General features: G+C 41.4%; 15 protein-coding genes. 5 read left to right on the forward strand and 10 right to left on the reverse strand.

The window, feature by feature from the left end:
* Nucleotides 1-29: 29 nt before the first annotated feature.
* The 3 genes from J8L97_RS23920 to J8L97_RS04110 form a co-directional block, all read right to left on the reverse strand.
* Nucleotides 30-1,322 carry a YHYH protein gene (locus tag J8L97_RS23920; RefSeq protein WP_211047978.1) on the reverse strand — a complete coding sequence of 431 codons (1,293 nt, stop codon included), beginning with the start codon at nucleotides 1,320-1,322 and terminating at the stop codon, nucleotides 30-32.
* A 15-nt stretch (nucleotides 1,323-1,337) separates the two neighbouring features.
* On the reverse strand, nucleotides 1,338-2,531 hold the full coding sequence (locus tag J8L97_RS04105; RefSeq protein ID WP_211047979.1) for a PKD domain-containing protein: 1,194 nt from the start codon (nucleotides 2,529-2,531) through the stop codon (nucleotides 1,338-1,340).
* Between the two features lie 402 nt (nucleotides 2,532-2,933).
* Nucleotides 2,934-5,318 carry an ATP-binding protein gene (locus J8L97_RS04110; protein WP_211047980.1) on the reverse strand — a complete coding sequence of 795 codons (2,385 nt, stop codon included), beginning with the start codon at nucleotides 5,316-5,318 and terminating at the stop codon, nucleotides 2,934-2,936.
* A gap of 433 nt (nucleotides 5,319-5,751) precedes the next feature.
* Here J8L97_RS04110 and J8L97_RS04115 point away from each other — a divergent pair, with 433 nt between their 5' ends.
* Nucleotides 5,752-8,334 (forward strand): M1 family metallopeptidase, encoded by a 2,583-nt coding sequence (locus J8L97_RS04115; RefSeq protein WP_211047981.1) that lies wholly within the window; start codon nucleotides 5,752-5,754, stop codon nucleotides 8,332-8,334.
* Between the two features lie 143 nt (nucleotides 8,335-8,477).
* Here the strand turns inward: J8L97_RS04115 and J8L97_RS04120 are convergent, their stop codons facing one another.
* Genes J8L97_RS04120 through J8L97_RS04130 form a run of 3 tightly spaced genes read right to left on the reverse strand, consistent with a single transcriptional unit; the run spans nucleotide 8,478 to nucleotide 10,035 of the window.
* On the reverse strand, nucleotides 8,478-8,966 hold the full coding sequence (locus J8L97_RS04120) for a GNAT family N-acetyltransferase (RefSeq protein WP_211047982.1): 489 nt from the start codon (nucleotides 8,964-8,966) through the stop codon (nucleotides 8,478-8,480).
* A 12-nt stretch (nucleotides 8,967-8,978) separates the two neighbouring features.
* Nucleotides 8,979-9,494, reverse strand: a complete 516-nt coding sequence (locus J8L97_RS04125; RefSeq protein ID WP_211047983.1) for a hypothetical protein — start codon at nucleotides 9,492-9,494, stop codon at nucleotides 8,979-8,981.
* Between the two features lie 40 nt (nucleotides 9,495-9,534).
* A complete protein-coding gene (locus tag J8L97_RS04130; protein WP_312037122.1) occupies nucleotides 9,535-10,035 on the reverse strand; it encodes a LysE family transporter in 501 nt (166 codons plus the stop codon).
* A 425-nt stretch (nucleotides 10,036-10,460) separates the two neighbouring features.
* On the opposite strand from J8L97_RS04130, the gene J8L97_RS04135 reads away from it, so the two are divergent.
* Nucleotides 10,461-10,853, forward strand: a complete 393-nt coding sequence (locus tag J8L97_RS04135) for a hypothetical protein (protein ID WP_210998026.1) — start codon at nucleotides 10,461-10,463, stop codon at nucleotides 10,851-10,853.
* A gap of 887 nt (nucleotides 10,854-11,740) precedes the next feature.
* Nucleotides 11,741-12,187 (forward strand): GNAT family N-acetyltransferase, encoded by a 447-nt coding sequence (locus J8L97_RS04140; protein WP_211047985.1) that lies wholly within the window; start codon nucleotides 11,741-11,743, stop codon nucleotides 12,185-12,187.
* 72 nt (nucleotides 12,188-12,259) lie between these two features.
* On the opposite strand, the gene J8L97_RS04145 is transcribed toward J8L97_RS04140, so the two are convergent.
* The gene (locus J8L97_RS04145; protein ID WP_247688523.1) at nucleotides 12,260-13,009 is read right to left on the reverse strand and encodes a DNA alkylation repair protein; all 750 of its coding nucleotides are present in this window, start codon (nucleotides 13,007-13,009) and stop codon (nucleotides 12,260-12,262) included.
* 162 nt (nucleotides 13,010-13,171) lie between these two features.
* Between J8L97_RS04145 and J8L97_RS04150 the strand changes: the two genes are divergently transcribed.
* Nucleotides 13,172-13,609 (forward strand): GNAT family N-acetyltransferase, encoded by a 438-nt coding sequence (locus J8L97_RS04150; RefSeq protein WP_211047986.1) that lies wholly within the window; start codon nucleotides 13,172-13,174, stop codon nucleotides 13,607-13,609.
* A gap of 47 nt (nucleotides 13,610-13,656) precedes the next feature.
* Here the strand turns inward: J8L97_RS04150 and J8L97_RS04155 are convergent, their stop codons facing one another.
* From J8L97_RS04155 to J8L97_RS04165, 3 genes are all read right to left on the reverse strand, one after another.
* Complete coding sequence (locus J8L97_RS04155; protein WP_211047987.1) at nucleotides 13,657-14,820, reverse strand: DUF1624 domain-containing protein; 1,164 nt, start codon at nucleotides 14,818-14,820, stop codon at nucleotides 13,657-13,659.
* Between the two features lie 44 nt (nucleotides 14,821-14,864).
* Complete coding sequence (locus tag J8L97_RS04160; protein ID WP_211047988.1) at nucleotides 14,865-16,964, reverse strand: TonB-dependent siderophore receptor; 2,100 nt, start codon at nucleotides 16,962-16,964, stop codon at nucleotides 14,865-14,867.
* A 447-nt stretch (nucleotides 16,965-17,411) separates the two neighbouring features.
* Nucleotides 17,412-25,658 carry an ExeM/NucH family extracellular endonuclease gene (locus J8L97_RS04165; protein ID WP_211047989.1) on the reverse strand — a complete coding sequence of 2,749 codons (8,247 nt, stop codon included), beginning with the start codon at nucleotides 25,656-25,658 and terminating at the stop codon, nucleotides 17,412-17,414.
* A gap of 702 nt (nucleotides 25,659-26,360) precedes the next feature.
* On the opposite strand from J8L97_RS04165, the gene J8L97_RS04170 reads away from it, so the two are divergent.
* Nucleotides 26,361-26,894 (forward strand): methylated-DNA--[protein]-cysteine S-methyltransferase, encoded by a 534-nt coding sequence (locus tag J8L97_RS04170; protein ID WP_211047990.1) that lies wholly within the window; start codon nucleotides 26,361-26,363, stop codon nucleotides 26,892-26,894.
* Nucleotides 26,895-26,985 lie beyond the last annotated feature (91 nt).

Raw genomic sequence — 26,985 nt, forward strand, 5'->3', positions numbered from 1 at the left:
GCACCAGCTCCATTGTTTAGCGCAATTATCTAATGGTGATGTTCAGCACTGTCATCATGGCTATGACTGCGCCTCTCTAAATTTTGAGGCCTTGTAAAACTGCTGTCTAAACTGCCCTTGAAGCAACCCAGCACCCATGGGAATGCATTGGTCACATAGTAACCATACTGCCCATCAATACTCATACCGTTACACTCATCAAGATCACCCGCATTTACTTGATACTCCCAATCACCTCTAAATTGCCCATCGTAATTATTACTCGCGACGGCACCTGTGCCACCGACAGGAGTCGTATAGCCAGTCACGGCTTGACGTACCCCGCCACTATTTTTTAAAACATAACTAGACATTGCTTTTCGAATATTGCCGGTAGCCGGGTCTTTGAAACAGCTACCATATATCGGATAACCATCGGCTGCAAACCCAATTACTGCTGATGCTCTGCTGCCACATGTTTGAATGAACATCGCAACAGGGTTGCCATGATAGTGATATTTTCCTGATGGTTGAGTATGCGCATTGTGGACATCAGTCCCAAAGGTACTTAAGGGTGACATTGGGTCATAACGCCATGGATTATCATTTTGATCTGCACCACAACCTATTTTTTCTCTACCAATTGGCTCATTGCCTACGCCATAACAAGCAGCCGGCAACAAATCCAAGGTCACACCATTAAGTAATATGCCCTCCGTGATCCCAATCCCTTGCGGTGTAATCGTCGCAGCTGGACTCGCCGTAATTGGTAAAGTGTACACTAGATTTTGTGCGGATGTGTCTGTCGCAAAAGACGCAGTATTATCATTAAAGTCATGATTAGGAATGGCATTCATTGTGATGGTGCATGTTGTATTACCCACACTCATTACCACATCACCAGTGAAATCTGCCGACCTTTTTATATCCGTCACATTCGAAAAGTAACTGCCCTCATAGTTCCGGCAACTTACCGCTTCATTGGTAAAAATTTTGTCCGTAATATTAACGTTCGTATTGCTGGCCGTTACTTTCACAATATCCGCCGTTGATACGCTCCCCCCTGCAACGACCGTTAAGCTCAGTTCAAAGGTCCCACTAATATCAGCATTGAACTCGATACTGACCTGATCCGCGCTATTTAACTCAACCATACTATTATCCGGCTTATTCACAATCTGCCACTGGTACGTCAAATCAGTTCCCGTACTCTGAGCGCCATCCAACGTTACAAAATCCCCCACAGTGACGTCCTGATCTGCACCGGCATGAGCAACTGGGAGTTGAGCCTGTGCAGTAATAACGACTATATCCGCGATAGAGTTTAACTTTCCATCATTCACAACGAGAGAAACTTGCTATGTGCCCGCCAAATCTGGCGTAATTTGGACTGATTGAGAAGTCGTATTAGAGAGCACCGTGCTACTTTGTGCTGGTTTACTAACAATGTTCCACAGATAACTCAGCGTATCGTTGTCAGGATCGCTACTCAGTGACCCTGAAAGCATGACAACCTCTGAAACCGTAATTGATTGATCATTACCCGCGTTTGCTACCGGAGCTTGATTGGTATCTCCTGCCGACACCGTAATAACCGCAATATCTTGCATCGAGTCAACTTGACCGTCATTCACAATTAAGCCAACTTGATAACTCCCCGCTACATCTGTATTAAATTGTGCATTGACCGTCTGAGCGTCAGAAAGCACGGCATTACTGCCATCGGGTTTAGTCACAAACACCCAGTTATACGTTAATTGATCCCCATCAGGGTCTTGACTCGCAATGTCTGATAAAGAAACTAACTGACCCAACGGAACTTGTTGGTCAACGCCCGCATTCGCAATTGGTGGTTGATTTATGACCGCAGGCATCACTGTAATCGAGACACTATCTTGCGCCGAATCAATAAGGCCATCATTAACAATCAGCCCAACTAAATAGCTACCAGCAACATCGGCTGTAAACTCGCTGCGAATTGTTTCAGCATTAACCAAGGTGACAGAACTTCCTGTTGGCCTAGATAAAAATGTCCATTGATAGCGTAGCTCTGTCCCGTCAGGGTCTACACTTGCAGAACCCGACAACATCACCAACTGGCCCAATGTGACTTCTTGATCACTCCCCGCATTCGCCACTGGGGCTTGGTTTACCAGTTCCGCACTCACAGTCACCGTGTCTTGCGCAGAGTCAACCGAGCCATCATTCACAATAAGACCCAGTATGTAAGTACCCGCAACATCGGGGGAAAAAGTAACCAAGCTTTGTGCCGAACTGTCCAAACTCGCTTGGCTAGTACTAGGCTGGCTCATAATTCTCCAGTTAAATGACAAAGTATCACCATCAACATCAGAACTCTGTGAACCATTAAGTGTTACTTGCTCACCTACGGACACAAACTGGTCCGCCCCCGCAGCAGGGGCCGTATTATTAACCACACTTCCCGTATCACCTGGAACTGGCGTTGATCCGGAGCCGTCACTTCCCCCACCACAGCCACCTAATACGCTCGCACAGAAAAATATCAAACTTAGAAGGGTTTGCTTTGTCATAATGTGCTCTCTGTCATATCTATCAAGTAAGTGTTGGCAAAAAGTACCGCAATTGCCACAACCATAATGGGGAATTTAGAAAGTAAATGTGCAAAAATTATGCATAATGAAGAAAAAGGGATCACCCCTAAAGCAACCTAATTAACCTCAGGTTTGGATAACTGTTTTGGAATAGGAAACATTTTGAAAACAAACTTACGTACAATCCAATGATAATATTTTGTTCAATATCAAGGCGCTTTTATGCAGTAATAGCGGGCTATTACAAATGAAAGCAACGCCGAGAGTGAGAAAAATAGCTTTATTGGGCAAATGCGCTTATCCAGAGCTGAGGTTAATTACAACCACTCAACCCACATACGCTGTTCTAGGTTAAAAGCAATTAATATATAAAGGTTTTTACTACTTAGGAAGCCAACGGACCAGCGTCTTCCGTAGTTCATTGATTTGTAATGGCTTACCTAAATGATCATCCATTCCTGCGCTATAGCATAGTGCTATATCTTGCGGTAAAACGTTTGCTGTGGTGGCTATTATCGGGAGACCTCGCCATTTTTGACTTCGACGGATCTGTTTTGTTGCCTCAATACCATCTAAATTAGGCATATGCATATCCATCAAAATCAAATCAAAAGCTTCCAATTCCAGTTGTTCAACCGCTAATCCTCCATCTTCAACAAGACACACCTCCAACCCTAATTTACTTAACATTGCATTAATGACCATCTGATTGATTGGGTTGTCCTCAGCAACCAATACTTTGCCTACTAAAGGCTGCTCTGCAATGGATAAAACGCCATTATTAATGCGCGTTTCACCTTCTAACACTGAAATGTCAAACGTCACTTGCGTGCCACTGTTATATTGTGACTGAATAGCGATTTCGCCCCCCAACAATGTGACCAATTCTCGACAAATACTCAGCCCAAGTCCTGTGCCACCAAACTTTCGAGTTGTGCTGTCATCAGCTTGTTGAAATGGTTGGAAGATCCGTTCTAATTGCTCTGGTTTAATCCCTATCCCTGTATCTATCACACGGAATTGCAAGCGCCACTGAGTCGCTTCTTGGCTGGCAGATATCTGTACTTCCACGCTCCCCTGTGATGTAAATTTAATCCCATTGTTGATCACGTTTACCAAGACTTGCTTTAATCGAACTTTGTCTGTTTTTATCTCGCTTGGTACGCTTGCATCACAATTAACGACCAATTCAAGTGACTTCTGATCTGCAGAAGGTGCTAACATGACTAAAATTTCATCTAACATGTCTGAAAAAAAAAAATCTTCAATGACGAGTTCTACTTGGCCCTCTTCTAACTTAGAAATATCCAATATATCATTCACTAAAGATAACAAATGCTGCCCCGAGGTAGTCCCCATATTTAATAATTTTATTTGTTCTGCACTCAGCGTCGATTGCATTTGTAATAACTCAAGCATACCCAGTAGGCCATTCAATGGTGTTCGAATTTCATGGCTCATATTGGCTAAAAAACGACTTTTAATCAGTACCGCATGCTGTGCTTCTTCTGTTGCCTGCTCAAATGCAAGGGTACGTTCTTTCACATGCTTTTCTAACTCATTTTCGCGCATGTGCACTTGATCACGCATTTTCATAAATGCACGACTCAGCTCTCCTAATTCATCCTCTCTATAGTTCGACAACTTGTAAGTAAAGTCTCCTCCAGAAAGTGCTTTAGACGCCATAATCAAGTTATGTATTGGTGCATAAATCTGTGCTGATAACTTTATCGCCAAGCCTATTATTATGACAAGCACCACAATGAAGGTGCCACATAGAAGCTCTTTCAACTCTTGAACAGGCCCGAAAAAAACCGAATTGGGTACAGCCACGGCTATGCTATAACCAGCGGCTGGGATCTGGGCAAAAAATGCATGTTGTGGCTCATGACTATCCGGATCATTAAGCTCAATAACCCCAGTGTGACCTGCGAGCATTTTTAGGCCCAAAGCCCTAATCGCTTCATTCGACTCCTCATTTATTTTTAATCTTACCGATACTTTTTCTCCAATTTCATTTAATACCCAAGTATCATTATGACGCTTAAGTTGTATCACCTTACTTGGATCCCAATGGTACATATAGTACCCATAATTCGAGACCAACATGAAACGTGCTTCTTTATCGAACTGCGTCATTACTTGTGATTGGACCAATGAAACCAATCGGTCAACTTCTCGCCATGGGATACTGCCACCTAGCAATCCAACTACCTTTTGCTCTTTATTTAAAATACTCGCACTCACCACAATTTGCCGAACGCCGGTGGTGTAAGAAATCATCGGATCTGAAACGAACGTTATTGCTTTGTTATCAACGTTCTCACCTACCGTTGTTTTCCAATAATCCCGTTTCTTAATGGTTTTTTGCATCGAATAGGGTTGACTATCATCAAACGTCCGTTTCATATTTTGATGAGGGTTTCCTCCCTCCGTATTATGAAAACTACCGTCTTTGGTACCGACGATAAACTTCTCATATACATTGTTTTGCAAACTTTTTTCTTCAATCAAAAAAGGTCGCATGGCGACAAAATCCATGCTTTGTATACGAGGGTCTCGCGCCATTAGCGCAATTTCTGACTTACGCTGAATAAAGTATCGCTCAAACAGCGCCGCGGCATTTCCTACTTGCGCCAACGCCCCTTGGATGCTTAAGCGACGCGCTTGTTCGGAGCTCTGCGTAATGCTCAATACAAATACAACTAATAACGGCAGTAAAGAAGTAAACAGTAACACCGCAATCAAACGCACTTTCAAGCGCATACTAACCCACCCTGTTAAAGAGATATGTCATTAATTTAGACGAGCTTATCGAATATCACTAACCTATGGTTCTTTCAACTACTTAACCTCAGCTCTGAATAAGCGAATTTGCCCAATAAAGCTATTTTTCTCACTCTCGGCGTTGCTTTCATTTGTAATAGCCCGCTATTACTGCATAAAAGCGCCTTGATATTGAACAAAATATCATCATTGAATTGGACGTAAGTTTACTTACAAAACATTTTCTATTCCAAAACCCTTATCCAAGCCTGAGGTTACTTAACTTCATGCCTGTCAGTAAAAACAGCTCTCTGACTATTACCCATACGCTTCCATGTCTATGAGTGAACTGATAGTCTGTAGTAATAACAATTTTATATTTAGACCTGTATTCAGGTAACCGAATAACATGAATAATTGAGGACCCCCAACCATGTTTTATAAACGCTTGTTAGCCCTCGCTATTAGCTTAGCAATGCAGACTGCACACGCCAGTGAAGACAATGATTACATTATTGAACCACTCGCTAAGCCAAGCTCACAATCAGTACACCTCACATTAGACCCAAATAAAGATACCTTTAGTGGTATCAGCCGCATAGAGCTAAGCGTGCTAGAAGCAACTCATTATATTGAAATTAATGGGCTAGATTATGCTATTAAACTTGCAAAAATGATTGGTAATACAGAGTGTGATTTATCCAATACCATGCTGAAAACAGGCAAGGTAAGACTGCACTGTGACCAACAGTTACAACCGGGTAAATACACGCTCACTATCAATTTTGATGCCCCATATAATCAGCAAAGCGTTGGCTTATATAAAACCATAGATCAAGGTAAAGCCTATCTATTTACACAATTTGAAATGAGTGATGCGCGCCGTGCATTCCCTGTGTTTGATGAACCGCAATATAAGATTCCGTTTCAATTAACCATCACAGCGCCGAATGATCAAAAGGTATACGCCAATACACCGCTGATAGAAGCACAGAAAAACAAAACCAATACCACACACTTTTTCGACGTAACCCCCCCTATCCCTAGCTACCTAGTCGCTATGGCGGTGGGACCCTTTGAAGAAAAAGCCATCACAGGTATGCCAATTCCAGGGAAAGTGATCACGCCACAAGGTAAACTCGCGCTCGCAGATTACGCCATCGACAATATGCCCAAAGTCTTAAAGGTACTAGAAGACTATTTTGGTATTCCCTACGTTTATAAGAAATTAGATTCGGTGGCGGTACCTGAATTCCCCTTTGGTGCTATGGAAAACTCAGGTTTAGTCACATACCGTGAAGATATACTGCTGGTTGATCCTAACAACGCAACGAGTCGCCAAAAGCAAACCAATGTATCTGTAATTGCGCATGAATTGGCACACCAATGGTATGGCAATCTCGTCACCATGAAATGGTGGAATGACTTGTGGCTTAATGAGGCTTTTGCGAGTTGGATGGCTGCTAAAGTGACCCAACAGCTCAACCCTGAGTTTAACAGCCATTTAGACTTGCCACAAAATTACGTTATGGCACTCGATGCACAATTATCAACTAAACCGATCAGGAAACCCATTAAAACCGAAGCAGATATTATGGATGGGCTTGGCCTTGCGTACAGTAAAGGGAGCGCCGTCTTATCTATGATCGAAAACTGGATTGGCGCCGACGCTTTCCAAAAAGGAATGCGTGCTTATATGAAAAAGTATGCCTTCAAAAATGCTGAAGCTGCTGACTTATGGCGAGAGCTAAGCCTCGCATCTAACAAAGATGTTGCAAGTGTTTTAAGTTCATTTGTAGAACAGTCGTCATTCCCACTCATTTCTGTGACTAAAAGCGGGAAAATGCTCACATTATCACAACAACGATTCGCCAATGCTGGCGTAGAGGCGCCCAAGCAGCTATGGAATGTCCCTGTCACCATCAAATATGGTAAAGGTGATAAAGTGGCTTCTACACAAATATTGCTCAATAAAGAATCACAAAGAGTACAATTAGACTTCGAACCACAATGGATTTATCCAGATAAAGGTGCATTAGGCTATTATCGCTGGATGTTAGAAGAGCAACAATTTAATACTTTATTGAAACATGCTAAAAGTGCCTTATCGGACAGAGAAAGGCTCGCCTTGCTTTCTGCAGCTGATGCGCTGCTTGATGCAGGTAAAATTAATGCAGGGCAGCTTATGGCTGCATTAGAACAATTTGCCAGTGACCAACACCCCCGTGTTGCAAGCAATGCGATTCGACTACTTCGTGCGCAAAAAAGTACCTTTAAAACGAAACAAAATGAAGAGTTTTGGCCTGGTTTCATTCGCCGGAGTATTCAGCCTGCCATTGCGCAATATGGCTTGACCTCGAAACCGCAAGAAATACCCGCCATTTCAAGTTTGCGTGCCATTGTTATCGCTCTACAAGGATTTGATGGAAAAGATCAAAGCATAATCACAACAGCTCAACAACAAACCGCGCTGTATTTAACAGACTCGACAAAAGTGGATCCATATCTTGCGGGTACATTCTTAAAATTGGCGGCCTATCATGGCGATGTCGATTTACTCAAAGCATACCAAAATGCTTTTGAGACAACTAAAGAGCCACAAACACGCACACACTTATTGGCTGCACTCAGTTATTTTGGTAGTAAAACACTGCAAAGCAAAGTACTTGATTATGCATTAACTGACAAAGTCACTCCGTCAGATTTAAGGATTATATTTTCAGGCCAAGGTTATACTGAATCTCGGAAAAAGCACTTCAGAACTTGGATATATGAAAACTATGCGGCCCTTAGTAAAAAAATGCCACCTTTCATGTTACCAACACTGCCTAGCTATACCGGAAATGGGTGTGAAATACATGATTTGAAAACAACCCAAGCATTTTTTAAAGAGAAAGTGTCTGCTGTACCTGGTTACCAACGTAGCTTAGAGAAAGTGAGTGAAAGTGTGCATACCTGTATCGCCCTGAAACGTAGGGAATTAGAGTCAGTGAATAAATTCTTAGCTCGATTTTAAAGTAAGTGGTGTAATAACAAGGCAAAAAACTCGCTATGTCGTTACTTTACATAAGTCGGTTAGCGCTAGAATGGTCTATACTTTACGCAATGACATAAAGGCCTCTTAGGGGCCTTTATGTCATCTATATAAAGAACTGCGCTTTATACAGCTGATAATTGTTTGTACATAATATAACTGTCGATATACCCCAATTGACCATGACAATATCCATTTGGAATTGTGCCAATAATGTTATACCCCAGCTTTTGCCACAGTGTAATTGCCACTTGATTTGACGACACTACTGAGTTGTATTGCATTGCACTAAAGCCTTTTTCAACCGCAACCTCTTGTGAGTGTATACACATTTGTCTAGCGATCCCTTTACCTCTAGCATCTGCACTAACCATATAACCACAATTACTGATATGACTGCTTGGGCCCATCCCATTGGCTTTCAAATAATACGTCCCTAATATTTTCCCTTTTTCTTCAAAAACAAAGGCCACTAATGCGCTTTCACACCACAACGAAAATGCCTCATCGCAATTCATGTTCGGTGAAAATGCGTAAGTTTCTTGCGCTAAAATGATGGCCTCAAACGTAGGCCAAAACTCAACAAAATCTGACTTGGTCATGATTCTTATCATCAACTATTCCCTTTAAGCCTCATTTTCTATTCCAAACCCCTTATCCAAACCTGAGGTTAAATTAGATAAACCTAATGAATTCGGTCTTGTTATTATGTGTTTCAATAATCTCCCCAACTCCTGCTGGGTATTTACTTGATAAGTACTTTTTAGTACCAGCATACCATCTTCAATATAATAGTACGCCAATTGTTGCGCTAACTTTGCAAACCGTTGAGCTTCGTTTTGATTAACCTCTATAAACACACTTAACTCTCTATAAGTGAAATCTTTAGAGCAACCCCACAGCAAAAAATGTGTGTGATTAACATGTCTCAATAACGCTCGTTTAGCCCGTCCTAATTGATTGTTTTTTAGTTGGCCAAAATACCCACCCAATGGATTCCAAATACTGATAACAGCCCCTTTTTTATTATTGAGTGAATGTAATAAAGGCTGCTTTCTCAAATAGCCAGAAAAGTAAATATCACAATAAACCTGCCATAGTTGGTTATCAATGAGATTTTGATTCCCCAAACTAGTAACCATACTGTAAAGCCCCTTGCCAGTTGTAGCACACTGCCATTATTTATTTACTCAAAGCAAGTCGAGCAGCCAAACCAACAAACAATATACCCAAAATACCATCGACATAACGCCCTGGCTTTATCTTCGCTGTAAATTGACTAGTGGCTATACTCACCATCCAGCTCACCATTACGTTAATCATTAACGTAACCATACTAAGTAATACACCTAATAACATAATTTGCGTCAATATCGGTGCTTGAGTATTGATGAATTGAGGTAAAAATAAGGCAAAAAATAACAGAGCTTTAGGGTTCAATAGATTATTTAACATGCCCAATAAAAATAGCTGCCTCATACTTTTATCAGCATGCTTTGATACGTTTGTGCACGATATTCCAGCATTATGCCAATTTTTAATGAGTTTTATCCCTAACCATAATAAATACAACGCGCCAACAAGCTTAATCATAACAGCTAAAACAGGAACAAACTGCAACAGCTTAGCTAACCCGACCGCAACTAAAACACTTTGCAGCAACCCTGCTAAAAAATATACCACCGGCAATGGCAGTGCCCGCTTTAAACCCCTTAATTGATGAATAACTCATTAATAATAACAAATCAGGTCCTGGCGATACTGCCAATAACAGACAAGCCCCTAAAAACATAGGCAACACCGAAACATCCAGCACATATACTCCTTATTAGATAAATTATGGTAGCCAATTACCAAAAAAAGCGAAGGAATCTACAGATAAATAATGACAAATACAAGCTTATGCTCATAAGTCGTTCACAGTGAAAAAGCATCATAATATTTACACTTGCAAAATTAAAATTACAAAAGTCAAATTTTAGAGTTTTAACTTTAGGCACTGATTTAAGAAAACTTTAATATTTAAATCGTCTAATACTTAGCGCCATAGTTAACATTATTTCAATGTTAACTGGCCTTCACGCAATGAAAATTAGAAGGATATTTTTGTGAAAAACTTAGTTACTGCAGCGTTGACAAGCTTAGCTTGTGTGTTTAGTTTATCGTCTATGGCAACAAATGTAGATTTAGCATCAGGCTATAATAGTACCTCCGAGGTACTTGAATATGGTCGGCAAGTACGGGCAGTCCAACAACAGCTGGCCAATGCTGGCTACGTATTGCAAAATTGCTCCGAAAATCAAGTCAACTATTTTGTTCAACCAAGTGATCCATACTATTTTTATAGTGAAACCCACTGCATGTATTCTATACCTAGAGATACTGGCGGCATGTCTTTGCAAACCGACTATGCCAAGCTGTCCATGAAAGTCTACTACCATCAAGGTAACGCGCTGTACCATGAAGGTGACGTCACAGTAGGCTACTTTACTGTATATTAACCACTCACGATTTATAGGTAGTGCATCAACGCGATGCACTACCTGATATTACAAATCAGCTGTATTTGTAACAGCAGATAACATTTTAATTTTCCGCACTGACCCAATAAATACGCATAGTAGTATGCTTCACACACTACCGAGATATTATTAACGTAGAACTTGAATATCCATGACCAATTGTGCCCAATTTCTCTAAACATTTATTTCATGTTAAACGGCAGCCTTATTTAAAGAGTGAAGCCGCTTTAATGCTGACATTTTCTTGAGTAATGAGTATTGTTGGTAATCTTCATTCGCAGGCGTTTAAGCAAGTCCAATTAAACATAAATTTAACTCCGTGGTAAGCTAGATAAAACGCTCCAGTATGTCAAAAAGCCGTTGTCATTTTTATGAGTTATTTCTCTTCCAGTTAACCGAGTCCCCAGAATATCAATGATGAGTACTCACCATTTGCCATAAGTGACGGTCGCAATAAGGATCGATACAATAAACAAAACGGATAAATTATAACTATCTAACCTCAGGTTTGGATAAGGGTTTTGGAATAGAAAATATTTTGAAAACAAACTTACGTACAATCCAAGGATGATATTTTGTTCAATATCAAGGCACTTTTATGCAGTAATAGCGGGCTATTACAAATGAAAGCAACGCCGAGAGTGAAAAAAATAGCTTTATTGGGCAAATTCGCTTATCCAGGGCTGAGGTTACCTACTAACTAGCTGGAATGATAGTTCATTATGAGGTATCTATTATTGTACATGTGTCATAGCTTGAGGTAATGTAATTTACGTACGGCGTAAAACGACACACAGCACTCATCGCTTTAAGTGCTGAATTTAACAATACTATTTTTAGTGAGATTTGATCAAAGGAAATATCCCATGAAATTTAGCGAAGTTTCTGGCTATGATGTACCTATATCACTTTTATTAGAAGCTGATCCATGTGAACAAAGCATTCGCAAATACCGCGATGATTCATGGTGCTTTGTTTATGAGGAACGCGGCCAAGTGGTAGCAGCTTGCTTAGCAAAGCTGACATCACAAAGCACCGCTCAAGTGTTCAATATATCTGTCGAGCCCGACTATCAAAAACAAGGGATTGGCTCTGAGTTACTTTCTTTTGCATTGCAACAGATACGTACGAAAAACGTGACGCGCATTGAGTTAGGTACTGGTAGTTTCGGTTATCAATTAAGTTACTACCAGCAACTGGGGTTTCGTGTCGACAGTGTCGTAAAAAACCATTTTCTCACACATTATCAAGAAGCCATTTTTGAAAATGGGATCCAACATAAAGACATGCTGATGCTCTATTTAGACCTATAATTACGCCTGATTAAATGTCTCACTTTACACAATTCGACTCTTTCATAGTCTCTGTACAAAGTGAGCCCTCCGCTAACATGACAAAAGTCGTTGACGAACATTGATGTCCATTTTTTCGATTGCATAACGCAGTGTTGCACGAGGGAATTGGGTAATATTACGCTGTATATAACCAACTACCTCATTTTGGTGATATTTTGCCGTTACTTTCAGTAACCACCCAATACTTTTTTGCACGAATTCATCCGGATCACTTAACAAGATATCGCAATTTTTAAACACTAGCCCTTTGTCTAATCGATATACCTCTTTACCAATTTTTCTTTCGATGAACTTTACCCAAACCACATTACTCGCGCGACGACACCAACAGACCTCTGAACGCGCCCAATGCTGTGTTTGTTCTATCAAATGAGGCCGAGACAACAAAAATAAATAAATGGTTTTAATGCATAAATCATCGACCATAGCCCAGTTACTCGCGTAATGCTCTAACCAATATTTAAACCTATCTAACAGACGGTCATCATAGTGACGCTTTACAAATTTATTGAGCAATCCGAACGCGCAAAGCACTTCTTCATTGTACTTTGCATCCGCTAAAAGCGCTTCAACTATGGCTAACATGTCATTCGCAGTAAGATCGACATAAGCTTGATGAAACTCATTAATCGTATACTTTATGTCTGCAGCATTTACGCCTAAGCATACAGCGCCATTTGGAAAGTAGCGTTCACTCGCGCGCGCTTTTTCCGCTGTAGCGCGTCGCATTAATGCACTTTTCACGTACAAAATATACGCTTGCATACTATCGCTGGCCATATTAGCTTTACATCTGAGTCAATGATAATCTAAACCATACCGTAGCACATTGAATTATCAATGTAATAATCAGCGTCGCGGCATCAATGCGCAACAACAGATAACACCGCTTATTTTAAACGATTTTTATGCATTACTAACCCAATATAAAGGCACACCATTATGAATATTACTGTGCGACGAGCCAAACTAGATGAATTAGAGTGGGTCAATAAACAATATGAGAGGATCGGGTTTCGGCCCTCTCAATTTAATGATGAGGTGATTGCGATTGCACTCTTAGATGGAAAAAAAGTAGCGTTAGGTCGGCTACAGCGTATCGATAGTAGCAATGCCGAACTTGGTGGGATGTATGTGAATGAACATTTCAGAGGGCGTAAACTCGCAGAGGGTATAGTGCGTTTTCTATTGAAACATACGAAGCAGTACGAACATATTTATTGTTTGCCATTCTCTCACTTGGCAGACTTTTATCAACGTTTCGGTTTCCATTTAACCACCAACCAACAGATCCCAAAAGCGATAACCGAAAAGCACCAGTGGTGTAATAAAACTTATGAGCATGAGACGTATTTGTTTGAACTTCATCTGCCAACTTAAAGGAAAAGAGGACCATACCAATAAAGCCCTCTCTACTTTAAATATGTCTATAAATACTTCACCCACCGCAATTCACTGCGATGCTTGAATTTAGCAAACGCTTTGCATGGCTTGTAAAGTAACCCTGTAAGGACCGCGGCAGTTAACCATATCAGTTCGATATTAGGAAACGCCAAGTACGGGGTATTATTGGCACCAAAATGTAACGTCGGACCAAAAATTTGAAACAGCACAAAATAGCTCAATAACAATACATATAAATGCACTATATAGAAGAATAATGGCACAGATCCAAATGTACGTAATACCTCACTTACTTTACTTTGTGCATTTTCTAGGTATGCAAGTAACAGCGCGCCCACCCCCAGAGTAAAGAGTAAAAAAGGTAATGAGGGTGGGTACTTAGTGTAATTTAAAAATGACATAACCGACATCACCAAGGTATCTTGTATTTGCCAGTCTATTGCTTCCCCATACACATTAAGTGACCTTAAAATACATAGGCAAATCAAACACGCAATACCTCCAGCAATTAAAGTTTTTTGCCTCGTTGCAACATCAACAGATTTAGTAAATAACGGGCCTGACACATAACCAAGCACAATCACACCAATCCAAGGCAACACTGGATACGATGCTTTGATTTTTATAAACCCATCAGTTAGCAAATAACCTCTATCATGGAGTATGGTCCAAAGTGTATAGCCCATTTCATCAGGTAAAAATGTCACTGGTGAGAGCGCGTTATGCCCAAACACAATTGCGATTCCCAGCCCTATTAACCATATTCTAGGTAGGTAACTCAATACGGCCAGAGATATCATACTGACGCCAATCGCCCACATAACCTGCAAATATAATGTGTTATAGGCAGCAAACCACGAAAAGTTAATGATTGTCATTTCAAGTAGTATCAATAGCGCACCGCGCTTTAACAAAAAGCTCTGCACGGCTCGCTGTGGTTGATTTAAGGGGTTTTGGTACAAAAATGCTGATAAACCAGTCAGAAAGATAAAAATGGGCGCACAAAAGTGTGCGAGTAATCGAGTAAAAAATAACGTTGGATCCGTGCTTTGAATATCCATCGGATCAGCCACTTGGTGATGCAAAAAGAACCGCTCCCGAGCATGATCAATTAACATAATTACTATCACTAAGCCACGCAGTATATCAATCGATACTAACCGTTTATTTAATGTATTGTTTGTCATAACTGTAAAGGCGCAGTATTAGTACGCCCTGATCCTGTAATAATTTAGAATTGGTAGGTTATACTCGCCCGAAACTGCGAAGGCTGACCTGGCATAGTCCACAACGCTGAATATGAATTGGTATAATGGTGTTTATTCAGTGCGTTATCGATGTTCAGCTGCAACATAAACGCACTTGATAACGTTATATTCGCAAATAGATTGGTTAATGTGTAAGCTGGTAATTCATAGTCTGGGTTAATTGTTTCTCCTAACCTTTTTCCTACATGCTGTACATTCACACCAAAATCAACACCATAACCTGCAAACTGCGTGTAGTGACGCAATATCATGTTGTAGCTATGCTGAGGCACATTAATAAGTTGACTGTCGGCTGGAATACTCACTCCCCAATCAGTATTCACCATATCGTTTACCGTATGCGCATCAACATAAGCGTAACTACTCGTGAGTTCTGTATTATTCGTCAATTTCCAAATAAAATCTAACTCGACACCACGACTTTGCGCTTCACCTAAGGCGGCACTAAAACCCGAATTTACCGGATCGGCCGTTAGAATATTCGATTTTGTCGCCCGAAAAAGTGCCAGCGTCAGCTCAACATCTTTATCGTTTTTTAGCCACTTAATGCCTGTTTCAAAAGATCGACTTTTTTCTGGTGCAAATGTATTGCCTAAATAGTCAGCGCCTGAGTTAGGCCTAAACCCTGACGAGTAACTCGCATATACATCGAGGTTATTGAATGCGCTATAGACGGCCCCAACTCTTGGACTAAACTCAGATTCAGTGTGTTCACTGTGCGTACTCGCTAAGTGGTTTTCAACGGTTTGTTTAAATCGGTCAAATCGAGCACCCAGTAATACCTGAAGTTTGTCCGTCATATTCACTTGATCTTGAAAGTATATCCCCCATGCATCTTGCTGCTCTAAATAATTGACCGTTGCAGCTAGCTCCGGCGCCACTTGACCATAGACTGGATTAAACACATTCACACTATATGTCGTCTCCCCAGCACCCCATGCTACTCTAAAGCGTTGTTGGTGTGTCTCGAGCTCATAGTCATATATATCAGCACCAAACATTAGGTTATGGGTATATCCAAGCATAGAAAACGCACCGCTTAGCTCCGCACGGGCTGAAAGGTCAGTCGCATCATAATCTCGATATCTGCGCTGTCGGTTCACAGTTTGGCCATCAATATAAAGTAGTTGTCTTCCTGGCGAGAGCTCAGTGTCTGATGAGTACCCCTCTAAAGACGACTCTCTGATACCTACACCGGCATTGGCTGCCCAAACTGCATTAACCTGGTGTGATATTTCTAATTGATGACCAATGGCATCAACATTCATTGCCCCATCATGTGGCTCACCCAAAAACCGACTCGACGGGAGGTCTAAATCGGGTAGAACAGGTATACCACGGTCAAAAGGAATGGCTTGATTTGCATACTCCAGTTCATAAGTCAGTTGTGTACCTTCACTGACCTTAATTAAAAAAGACGGTGTTAGTGCCACCTTCTCAGTGGTAATCGTATCTCGGTAGCTATCTGATTTTTCAAATGCACCATTTACTCTGAATGCCGTTTTATCATTAACCCCATTTGTATAATCACCTTCGAGACGTTGATAATCATGCTCACCCAGTGACAACTGTACATAGCCACTTTGATCAAATAATGGCTTCTTTGTGATCACGTTAATTGTGCCTCCAGGCTCACTTCTGCCGTATAACGCAGAGCCAGGGCCTTTTAACACCTCAATCGCTTGTATGTTTGACACATCACGCAAACCACTATAGCCGCGACCCGCACTGAAACCATTAATTAAATAAGCCGATGGTAAATTTTCATCGCCAGCAAAGCCTCGTATTGCGAAACTTTCCCATAAGCCACCAAAGTTATTTTGTGTCGAAATAGCACTCACCTGATTAAGCGCATGTTGAAAGTTATTAATGCCGAGAGAGTCTAATTGCTCAGAGGTGACCACTGACACTGATTGAGGTAACTGCGCAATAGCCACGTTGCCACGGTACGCTTGTTTCTTACTTATGACTTCAATCAACTCCATTGACTGGGTCTCATTTTCTGCAAACGCCACGCCAGAAAAAAGCATGCTTACGATAAGAGAGGGTAACCGTTTTTTCATTGTATAATTACTGCTATGTTATATTATCGCGACATACTAATTGCTACATTATAACATTTCAAGTTTTTTGCTTTATCCCATCAATGCACGGTACACCCGTGTTAAGTAACCTCAGCTCTGGATAAGCGAATTTGCCCAATAAAGCTATTTTTCTCACGCTCGCCGTTGCTTTCATTGTAATAGCCCGCTATTACTGCATAAAAGCGCCTTGATATTGAACAAAATATCATCATTGGATTAAACGTAAGTTTGTTTACAAAATATTTCCTATGCCAAAACCCTTATCCAAACCTGAGGTTAAGTATTTAATTCTGAAACCTTATTTTGTTATCTCCATCGTTACTCTATGCAACAACCAATTGCAATCATAAATTAGCGATAAAAAAACCCTTGCTAGGGTTACCTAGCAAGGGTTTTTTAATTTATGCAGTTGCCTATATTACGATGTTACTTGGTTCTTCGTCGTAATAATGCAGGAAACAGTAATATCAAAATTAACAGTGGTGTAGATCCGCTGCTGGCTGTTGATTTTACTTGTCCCGTTACAGGTAACTCAATTGGTCTACTTTTTACCAAAACAGCAACACTACCTGTACTTTGCGCACCATGGGAGTCCGCAATAGTGTAACTAATAAGTACTTGCCCCGCACCACCAGCAATGGGCTGATAGCGCAGTTTATTGGCCACAATAGAGACATAGCCCGTACCCGTCGTAGCACTGCGCAGCACTAACCGATCTCCATCCACATCAGTATCATTCAACAGTACGTCAATGGTTGAAATTTCATCATTAAACACTGTTATACTATCGTTCACAGCCGTTGGGGCATGATTCTGCGAAAGCGTCTCAGCGATCACGGTTACCAGCACCTGTGCACTTGCAATCGCACCTTGCCCATCACTCACCGTATAAGAAATTGTATCATTGCCGATAAAATCAGGCGCGCTTTGATACTGAAGACTTGAATCACTATTAATATGAACAGTGCCAAGTTTTGCACTGGCACTAATGACAGTTAATACATCATTGTCGATATCTGTGTCATTGCTCAGTACCATAATATTTGTATGCTGGTTAACCTTTACGTCAGCCTTGTCATCTATAGCGACAGGAGCTACGTTGTTGTTCAATACAACCCCAACACCTCCTGGGTCGACAACTTTACCATTAACAACACCATCAGCATCATATTGACCGCCATCAACCAAAGTTAAACGCACACACCAAGCGCCTTCAACTAACCCAGGCTGCCAACTGCCATCGTTAACTGCAGGACAATACCCTTGCTGACCTTGTGCCGAGTGCAGCTCGTTCCCCCCTTCAGATACAAAGGTAATCCACTCTTGTTCAGGTAAGAATTTCCGATATAGCGCATTGGCCGGAATAGCCGACTGTAAAGGTAGCACGATTTTAACTTGCTGCATGCCAGAAGCAATATTTGCAACAAAGTCGAAAATTCCGCCATGATTAACCATCGTTTCATCAATGGATATTTGTGGACTATTTTGAATTTGCTCATCCGTTAACGCGGCACTGGCGCTACCAAGACTGGCGCTTCCCAAAGAGATACATACTCCAGCTTCCACTTCAATTAAACCCGCTTGCCAGTCACTTGTGTTCGTTGGTAAAACATTACACGGAGCATTAATCGGATCTAGATAATTAGGAATGCCATCTCGGTCATCATCTGCAAACCCTTCCAGCGCATCATTGATCATATCACCATCAGAGTCTTTCGACGCATCAAGTGTAGGCGCTGCAGCAACAACTTTAAAATACACACTTTGTGTATCAGACAATCCACCATTATCCGTTACAATCGCATCTACTTGATAGGTACCAGGCTGAACTGATGTTGGATCAATGCTGACTTCATTAAGGACAGAGGTATCGCCCGCTAATCCGCCCGATAGACTCCAAGTAATAGTATGGGTATCGTCAGGGTTTTGATCTTTTACAAGTGCTTGAACGCGAATAATACCATCCTGCTGAGACATCACTGTACGCGATTGCGTTGCTTGCACCATACTCAAAGTCACAACAGGCGAAAGGTTTGACTCTGAAATTGAAATTGTATGTGCTATTTGCGCACCTAGATTCGCATTTTCGGCATCGAGTGTAATAACAATGGTTTCATCAGTATCAACCAATTCGTCTGGTAATACATCTATTTCAATATCAACTTGCGTGCCCTGAGTAATAATGACCTCAGTCGCAACTGTATTAAAATCATCCTCGTTAGCGGTACCTGTCAATGTGTAGCTAACCGTGACTGGATACTCAAAATGTGTACCACTCAATAACACAGGGATCACAGCCTTTGTCCCCTCAAGTGTTACCTGACTTGGTGACGCAAAGCTCAACAATGGCCTCACATTCACATGTTGTACCGCCTCAGAACAGACATTGTCAGCGTCACATGCTTGCCATTTTATTTGATTTGCACCTGAACGTAAAAAGTGACTATCGAGGCGCTGCACTCCTATTGCCTCACCGCTTGAGTTAACTGCAGTTGCAACCCCAGTGTCAACTTCTGTAAATTGCCCTACAGCATTCACTGTCATGGGGGCAGGGACTATAATTGTTGGCGTTAAGTCCTGAACTAGCGTGATTTCCAAAATGGCGTTATCTTGACCACCAAACCCATCAGACACAACATAACTTACCTGTGCGGTACCATTAAACGAGTCGGTTTTAGTAAACAAGATGTGGTTATTCTCTATCACAGCCGTACCCACATCTGTGCGCACTTCTGCAATTGTCAGCGTATCACCATCCGCATCGGTATCATTAGCAAGTACAGAAACAGAAATTGACTGTTCGCCCAAATTAAGCGTCGCCACGTCGTTGTGAGCAACCGGCGCTATATTGACCGTGCTAATAGTCACTTTAACATTTGCAGACGCTGACTCGGTCCCATCCGAAATATCATAACGAATAGTCGCGGATCCCGTATTCAATGCGCTCGCTTGATAAATTAGCTTGCTGCCATCAATACGCACAGTACCGGTATCAGCGATTACTGAAGTAATCGTTAGCGCATCTCCATCCACATCAACATCATTTGCCAATACATCAATTTCAGTTTCCTTACGTGCTGATGCTGTTGCAATATCATCATTTGCAGTTGGTGCATCATTCACAGCCACAACATTTATCGTCACATTCCCCGTCGCAGAGGCTCCTTCAACATCCTGTACATCATAGCTAAGTCGCACTTCACCATGGAAGTTGTTGTATGGTGTAAAGGTAATCGTTGCTTGAGAGTAGGTCACAACGCCTCGACCTGATAACACCTTTGCTCCTGTAATTTTTAGTGACGATTTAACTTCATCAATATCATTACTTAATACCGCGAGTATCAGGTTTTGATCTTCAAACGTGCTAGCGATATCATCTTTGGCAATCGGCGCATCATTCACCGCCGCAACATTTATCGTCACATTCCCCGTCGCAGAGGCTCCTTCAACATCCTGTACATCATAGCTAAGTCGTACTTCACCATTAAAATTATTTTCTGGTGTAAAGGTAATTGCTGTTTTTGAATGAGTTGCGACTCCTTTTCCTGACAATACATTGACACCGGTAATTTGCAATAACGCCTTCGCTTCGTCCTGATCATTATCCAAAACAGATAATATAACATGCTGATCTTCTAAGGTACTTGCATTGTCATCATTGGCAACTGGCGGTGCATTTTTTGCTAAAACAGTTACTGTTAGAGTCGCCGTTGAAATTGCGCCATTACTATCATCAATAATATAGTTAATAACGGCTTCACCTAGAAAGTTATCAATCGGGATAAATGAAACAACCGACCCAGAGAAACTCACACTGCCAGAACCCGATACAAGCGTTGCCGAAGTCACTCTTAATACATCCGAATCCGGGTCTATATCATTTTCGAGTACGTTAACACTTGCTGTTTCCCCTTGCTTTATAGATGTTTTATCATCGTTTGCTGTCGGGGCTTGATTTACCGGTAACACAACCGCGGCTAAATCAAAGTCTGCAATAACAGGATCATGATCCGATGAGCGATAAGGTGTTTCTGCAAACCACTTTGTTTGCTGGGCATCCGTTTTATTTTCAGTGTTATAATCAAGAGCGGTCGCTTCATCAGCATTGATATGCCAGTGCATCACTTGTGCCACACTATTAAGTGTTGTATTTGCAGTTAATAAGTGATCTAAACTGCCTGCAATACCACCATAATAATATGAATAATTATTGCCTGTTTCTTTCTCAACGCTTAAATTAGCAAAACCTGCATCATAAAATGCCATCATTGGGTCTTCATATGCGTATGCATTAAAATCCCCTAAGATTGCGTATATTGGCTCATCAACAGTCTGTATTGCCAATCGTTGCGCCATAGCGATAGAAGCGTCTGGTGTACTAGGTTTTACCTCTTTTCCAAGCCGTTTCAATAGTGTTTTTGATGCCAACACTCGTTGCCCATTGCACGCCCCTTGCACATCATCGTCCATGTCAGCACCACAAGATCCTCCTTTAGAGCGGAAATGATTCACAATTACTTTGATTTCTTTGCCACCGTTAAGCGGTTTGAAACTTTGCATCATAGGTGGGCGATGTGCTTTGGTTTGTTCATCAAAAGGGGCATCTGTTACGACCTCTGGTATACCAACAGGAAGGACTCTATCACTTCTGTAAATAAGCCCAACGGTTACCGCATCAGAGCCAACCTTTTCTAATTTAGGGTTAATGAAACGCCATGTGTGTTGTTTATCTCGCTCATTTAATCCGTCAATCAGATTTTGAATTGCACTGCTGCTGCCATACCCACTGTTTTCAATTTCCATTAACCCGACAACATCGGCATCCATTGCTGTAATAGCACGAATAATCTTACTTCGCTGGCGCTTAAACTCTTTCTCATTACTTGCACCTCGACCTTTAAAGTCAAGGAAATAATTCAAAACATTAAAACTTGCGACACGAATATGCTCTGATGATTTACGGTCAAACGGTTTACTCCGTCGTGCATTCACATTGTCAAATTTTGGTACGCTGTTCGGCAATAGTTTATATTTTCCGAACCCATAATGGATAACACCGCTGATACCGGCTACATTTGCCCCTGAACGAAGCGGTTTATCTGCACTAAACTCTGGATAATAACTGATACTTTCCGGGTTTTGTTGTGTAGAATCATCATCAACTAAGAGTACATTTCGGGCGTTTAAATCGGCAAGCGCTTGACGCTTAGGGTCATTTTTTGGGAACTTATTCGTCGGTTGTATCCGCAGGCCTTTAGATAATAATACCTCTCCATATCTGGTGAAATTATGGCTCAAAGTAACATGGAGCTTCTGGGGTAACGTCACCCACATGCCTTCTAGAGACTCTTGATCAAAATTTTCTGCAAACGGTAAATTTACGGCCGTAGGCGTTACCATCGCTAGCGCATTGGTAGCACAAGTCGTAATATTTCCTACCTCGGCTAATTGAGTAAGATCATATTTTTCCGCCACTTTAGCGGTAAACCTGATCTGCTGCCCAGGAGTCACTTGCGTGGCGGTATGCGCAACAAATATACCTTCAGATGTTGCGTCACTTTTGTCTTTTTGCTTATCTTCTTCTTGTAAAAAGAAGCCACCATGTTGACCTGCACCTTGGTAACTTGCCACCACGATGCCTTCAACAATCACACCTTTATTGACTAGTGGACTGGTACTCTTAGCACCTTGAATTTCACTTATCAGCGTCGCTCTATCGCCACATTGACCAAGTTCAATTGGTGATGTACCACTGCCACTACATGCAGCTACCCCACTACACCCTAAGCCATCAGCCACATTTTTTTCAAAACCTTGCCATTGGACACTCGGATCAAACGCATCAGATCCGTTAACGTCACCTGCAACAATACCCACTTTACGCCGCAGTGTTTTATCTTTTGTCGAGGTATCACCAGTTCCCCAGCTGCTGCCAGGATCTGTGCCCAACTGACCAAACACATCCGTTATTTTATCATCCACCATAAGGACTAAAGTGTCATCACCATTGAAATAAGTCACTGTGCTCGTGCTATTTTGGCGGCTTTTTATTTCCTCATTCGCACCACTATTAGCAATCACATGACTTGCTTTATCAACTAACAAGCCTGACAGGCTCTGTGTACGTAAGCTACTTGTTGACAAAGGCTTACCATTATCGGCTAGTACAATTTTAACTCGGCTTAAATCAAGCGTGCTACCAGTGAAGTTTGTGATTTCAATCGCTTTATTATTGCTACTGCCTTCAATATATTCAGTAAAAATTACATTCGTCGCTGGCGTATCATTACTCACCAGAATTGCAAAAGCGCCAAGTTCAACCGCGGCTGTATTGCCATCTGTAACACTTATCACAATCCCGCCATAGTTGCCTTCATCACTTTTTGTCGGTGTGCCTGTCAGCTCACCTGTCGTTGTATTGAAGGTTGCCCAGCTTGGTTTATTAACAATACTAAACGTTAACGTATCGTCATCTACGTCATTTGCTGTAGGAAGAAAGCGATAGACTTGATTAATTAATACGCCGGTATTCGGTATGCCCGAAATAGTTGGAGGGTGCTTAATGGTCTTTGGATCAACAACATTAATGGTAAACGCAGCTAAGTTTGCACTTAACGCACCATCACTCACTGAGATTTGAATATTTTGGTATGTCGCAATATCAGCTATTCCAGGTGTGCCTGTCAACGTACCTGTTACACTATTAAAGTTGGCCCACTTTGGTTTGTTAGTGACTGAAAATATTAATGTATCTCGGTTTGCATCTGATGCTGATGGCGTAAATTGATACGCACTACCCGCACCAATCTCAAGTGTCGGGGACCCACTGATAACCGGGGCCGTTTTCCCTAAAGTTGGGCACGTTTTCGCAAACAATGTTTCGGCAAATTCAGCATTATCTACAAATGGGTTACGATTACCTTGTTGTTCCACAATACGCTGATGGCGTTCACGCTCAAACGTATCAATAGGGTCTTGACGGTGCCATTGCATTAAATTACATAGTACCCCCAATGTTGCAGATTTACTGCCACTAATGGTATTTACAAGCGTTAGATCTGGCATATTGCCATCGGTACCATCATACCTTACCGCCATATAAAACATCATTCTGGCAGCATCCCCCTTTACGGCATCCCGTGGCTCAAAAGAGTCATCATCAGTAAAGTTACCTGGTGCATTACTGACAGGCGCGCCGCCATCATCGTAGTCTTTATTACTGCGGGCTGAGTTGACTTTCACATTGGTCGGGCGTAAATGATGAATATCAGTATACCCAAATTGGTTTTGTTCTGGAAAACCATGTGACTTTGGCCAACTATGCTCTCGGTTCCAGTCAGTTGTGCCACCACCATTGGTGTTTTTGGCTTGACTGCGACCGGTATAAAACAAAATCACATTATTGATATTTGCAGGGTCTTCATCAGTATACTTAAGCGCATCCCATACTTGTGTATAGGTCATTTGTTTTTGCCCTTGACGTGCAATCAAAGCGAGCGCCGCTTCAAGATCAGGGCCCGATTTACCTATTGCAGTCGCATAATATTGATTGTAATCATAGTTACTGCCCGGCTTATCAGTTACTGAAATAGAAAATGCGGGAAGACTTTGCGCTGTATTGTGACCATCAGCAACCGAGATGACAATATCAGCGTACACGCCCACGTGCGACTCATTCGGTGCACCGGTTAGTTTACCTGATTGCGTATCGAACGAGGCCCAAATAGGCTTGTTCTCAATCGCAAATACCAGTGTATCATTTTCAATATCCGTGGCATTCGGTGTAAAGCTATATGACCGAGTCGCTTGAATAGACGACAACGGTGTACCTGTAATTTTTGGTACATCATTTGTCCCTGCTGGCCTAACAAGTATAGAAAAAGATGCAAGTGCATCAGATGCAGTGCCGTCGTTCACGGTGATGACAATATTGTTATAATTGCCAATATCGCCCGCCTTAACCTCTCCTGACAGCCTGCCTGTACTCGTATCAAAATCAGCCCATTTTGGCTTGTTTTCAATACTAAATGTCAGCGTATCATTATCGAGATTAGTGACATTTGGCGTAAAATCATAACGACTATCTGCATTGATGATTGTTTTTGCTATACCGCTGATTTTCGATGGTATATTGCCATCACCACCACATGCAGCAACGCCAGAACAACCGAGCCCATCAAAGGTGTCTTTGGCAAAGCCAACCCACTCATTGGCTGGGTTAAACGCATCATCAGATATCAAATCACCAACGAGTATACTGCCCTTACGGCGCAAGGTTCTATCCTTGGTACTTGTGTCACCACTCCCCCAGTTTTTACCCGGATCGGTACCAACTTGACCAAAACTATCTACAATTTTGCCATCTAACAATAAAGTTAAGGCATCATCACCATTGAAGCTGGTTGCATTGCTCGTCGCATTACTTAGTGCTTTTAAAGCATCGACGGCACCCCCATTGGTTAATACATGACTGCTTCCTGCTGCCAAAGTACCAGTTAGGGTAATTGGCGTTACATCAGCAAACGCTTTACCGTTGGTTGTTAACGCAATTGACACTTTACTCAAATCAATACTAGATGTACCAACGTTAGTAATTTCTATCGCTTTATTACTACCGCCTCCCTCCACATATTCAGTGAAAATAACATTGGCAGCAGCGTGACCTGCCGTCATGCTGGAACAAACTCCCGCTATAATATAGCGCCTTAAATGTCGCAGTCGCCCGCGAGCCCGTGTGTAGTTAAACATAATATTCCCGTGTGTGTTATCTCTTTGGTTTTGTTAAAATTATTTAAACCGAGACTTTTAGCCTACTTTTTGTACAAAAAAGCCCATCTGACAAATGGGCTGGGAATATAATAATCTATTATGAAATTATTATTAAAATTAAATTAATTACTCAGTTATTTTTAGCAACAAAAACAACCCAAGCCTGTTAACAAAACACAGAACGTTGAGTTAAAAAACTTACGACCAAACCACCACAAATAATTGATTTAAAATACAAAAATTAACACAGTACGAAAAACTAAGATTAAGTACCTATTAAAGACAAATCAATAACAATTAAAAAAACAAAATTAATACAAAAAATAAACACTAGAAACAAATTACACACACCATGGAACGGTTTAATTTTCACATTCATTTACATTTAGAGTGAAAATCAGACAAAACTTCAATAGGCTTTACCCATATACATACTCCCTGTGATTATTTCCCCACTTGCACACACCCACTTTCAATTTTTCCTAATTAGTTCTAGTTCCAGCCAGTATTTCTTCCAAAAACCAGTATGATGTTAACCACGATATACATAAGCCAACAAAAGCACTTTAAGCAACGCATATATTATATCTGTTAGGAGATACATTTATGTTCATCGATTACGTTAATTCCCCCCTAGGTATGATTGAATGTGCATCATCAAACCTTGGGCTAAGACATGTCATATTTTGTGGGGATGAAATTAAACCTAAGAATAAAAACCATATAACACAAACAAGTATACAGCAGCTCACAGAGTACTTTAGCGGTATGCGCAATGCCTTTACCGTACCACTTGACCCCATCGGCACGGCATTTCAACAGCAGGTATGGGCCTCTCTTGGCGTAATTCCATTTGGTGAAACTCGCTCCTATTTAGATATTGCCAAACAAGTGGATCGCCCAAAAGGCGCACAAGCTGTCGGTGGTGCTAATGGCAGAAACCCGATCAGTATCATCGTGCCTTGCCATCGTGTTGTTGCTAGTAATGGTGCGCTTACTGGTTATGCCGGTGGTATCGAACGAAAGTTATGGCTGTTAAAACATGAAGGCATAAATGTTAAAGACTCGCGAGAGAACACACAGTTAGATATAAAAAATGTGATTACAAAACGCCAATCAAAAACACAGTACTTAAAATAATTGAACATCACTGAGCACCATTCGCACTTTTTTCTCTGTATTTTGCATATATGGCACGTAACAAAAACGTTGTTGCTAGCACACGTGCCAT

It is taken from the genome of Pseudoalteromonas sp. MMG012, from assembly GCF_018100875.1.
GTDB classification, from domain to species: Bacteria; Pseudomonadota; Gammaproteobacteria; order Enterobacterales; family Alteromonadaceae; genus Pseudoalteromonas; species Pseudoalteromonas aurantia.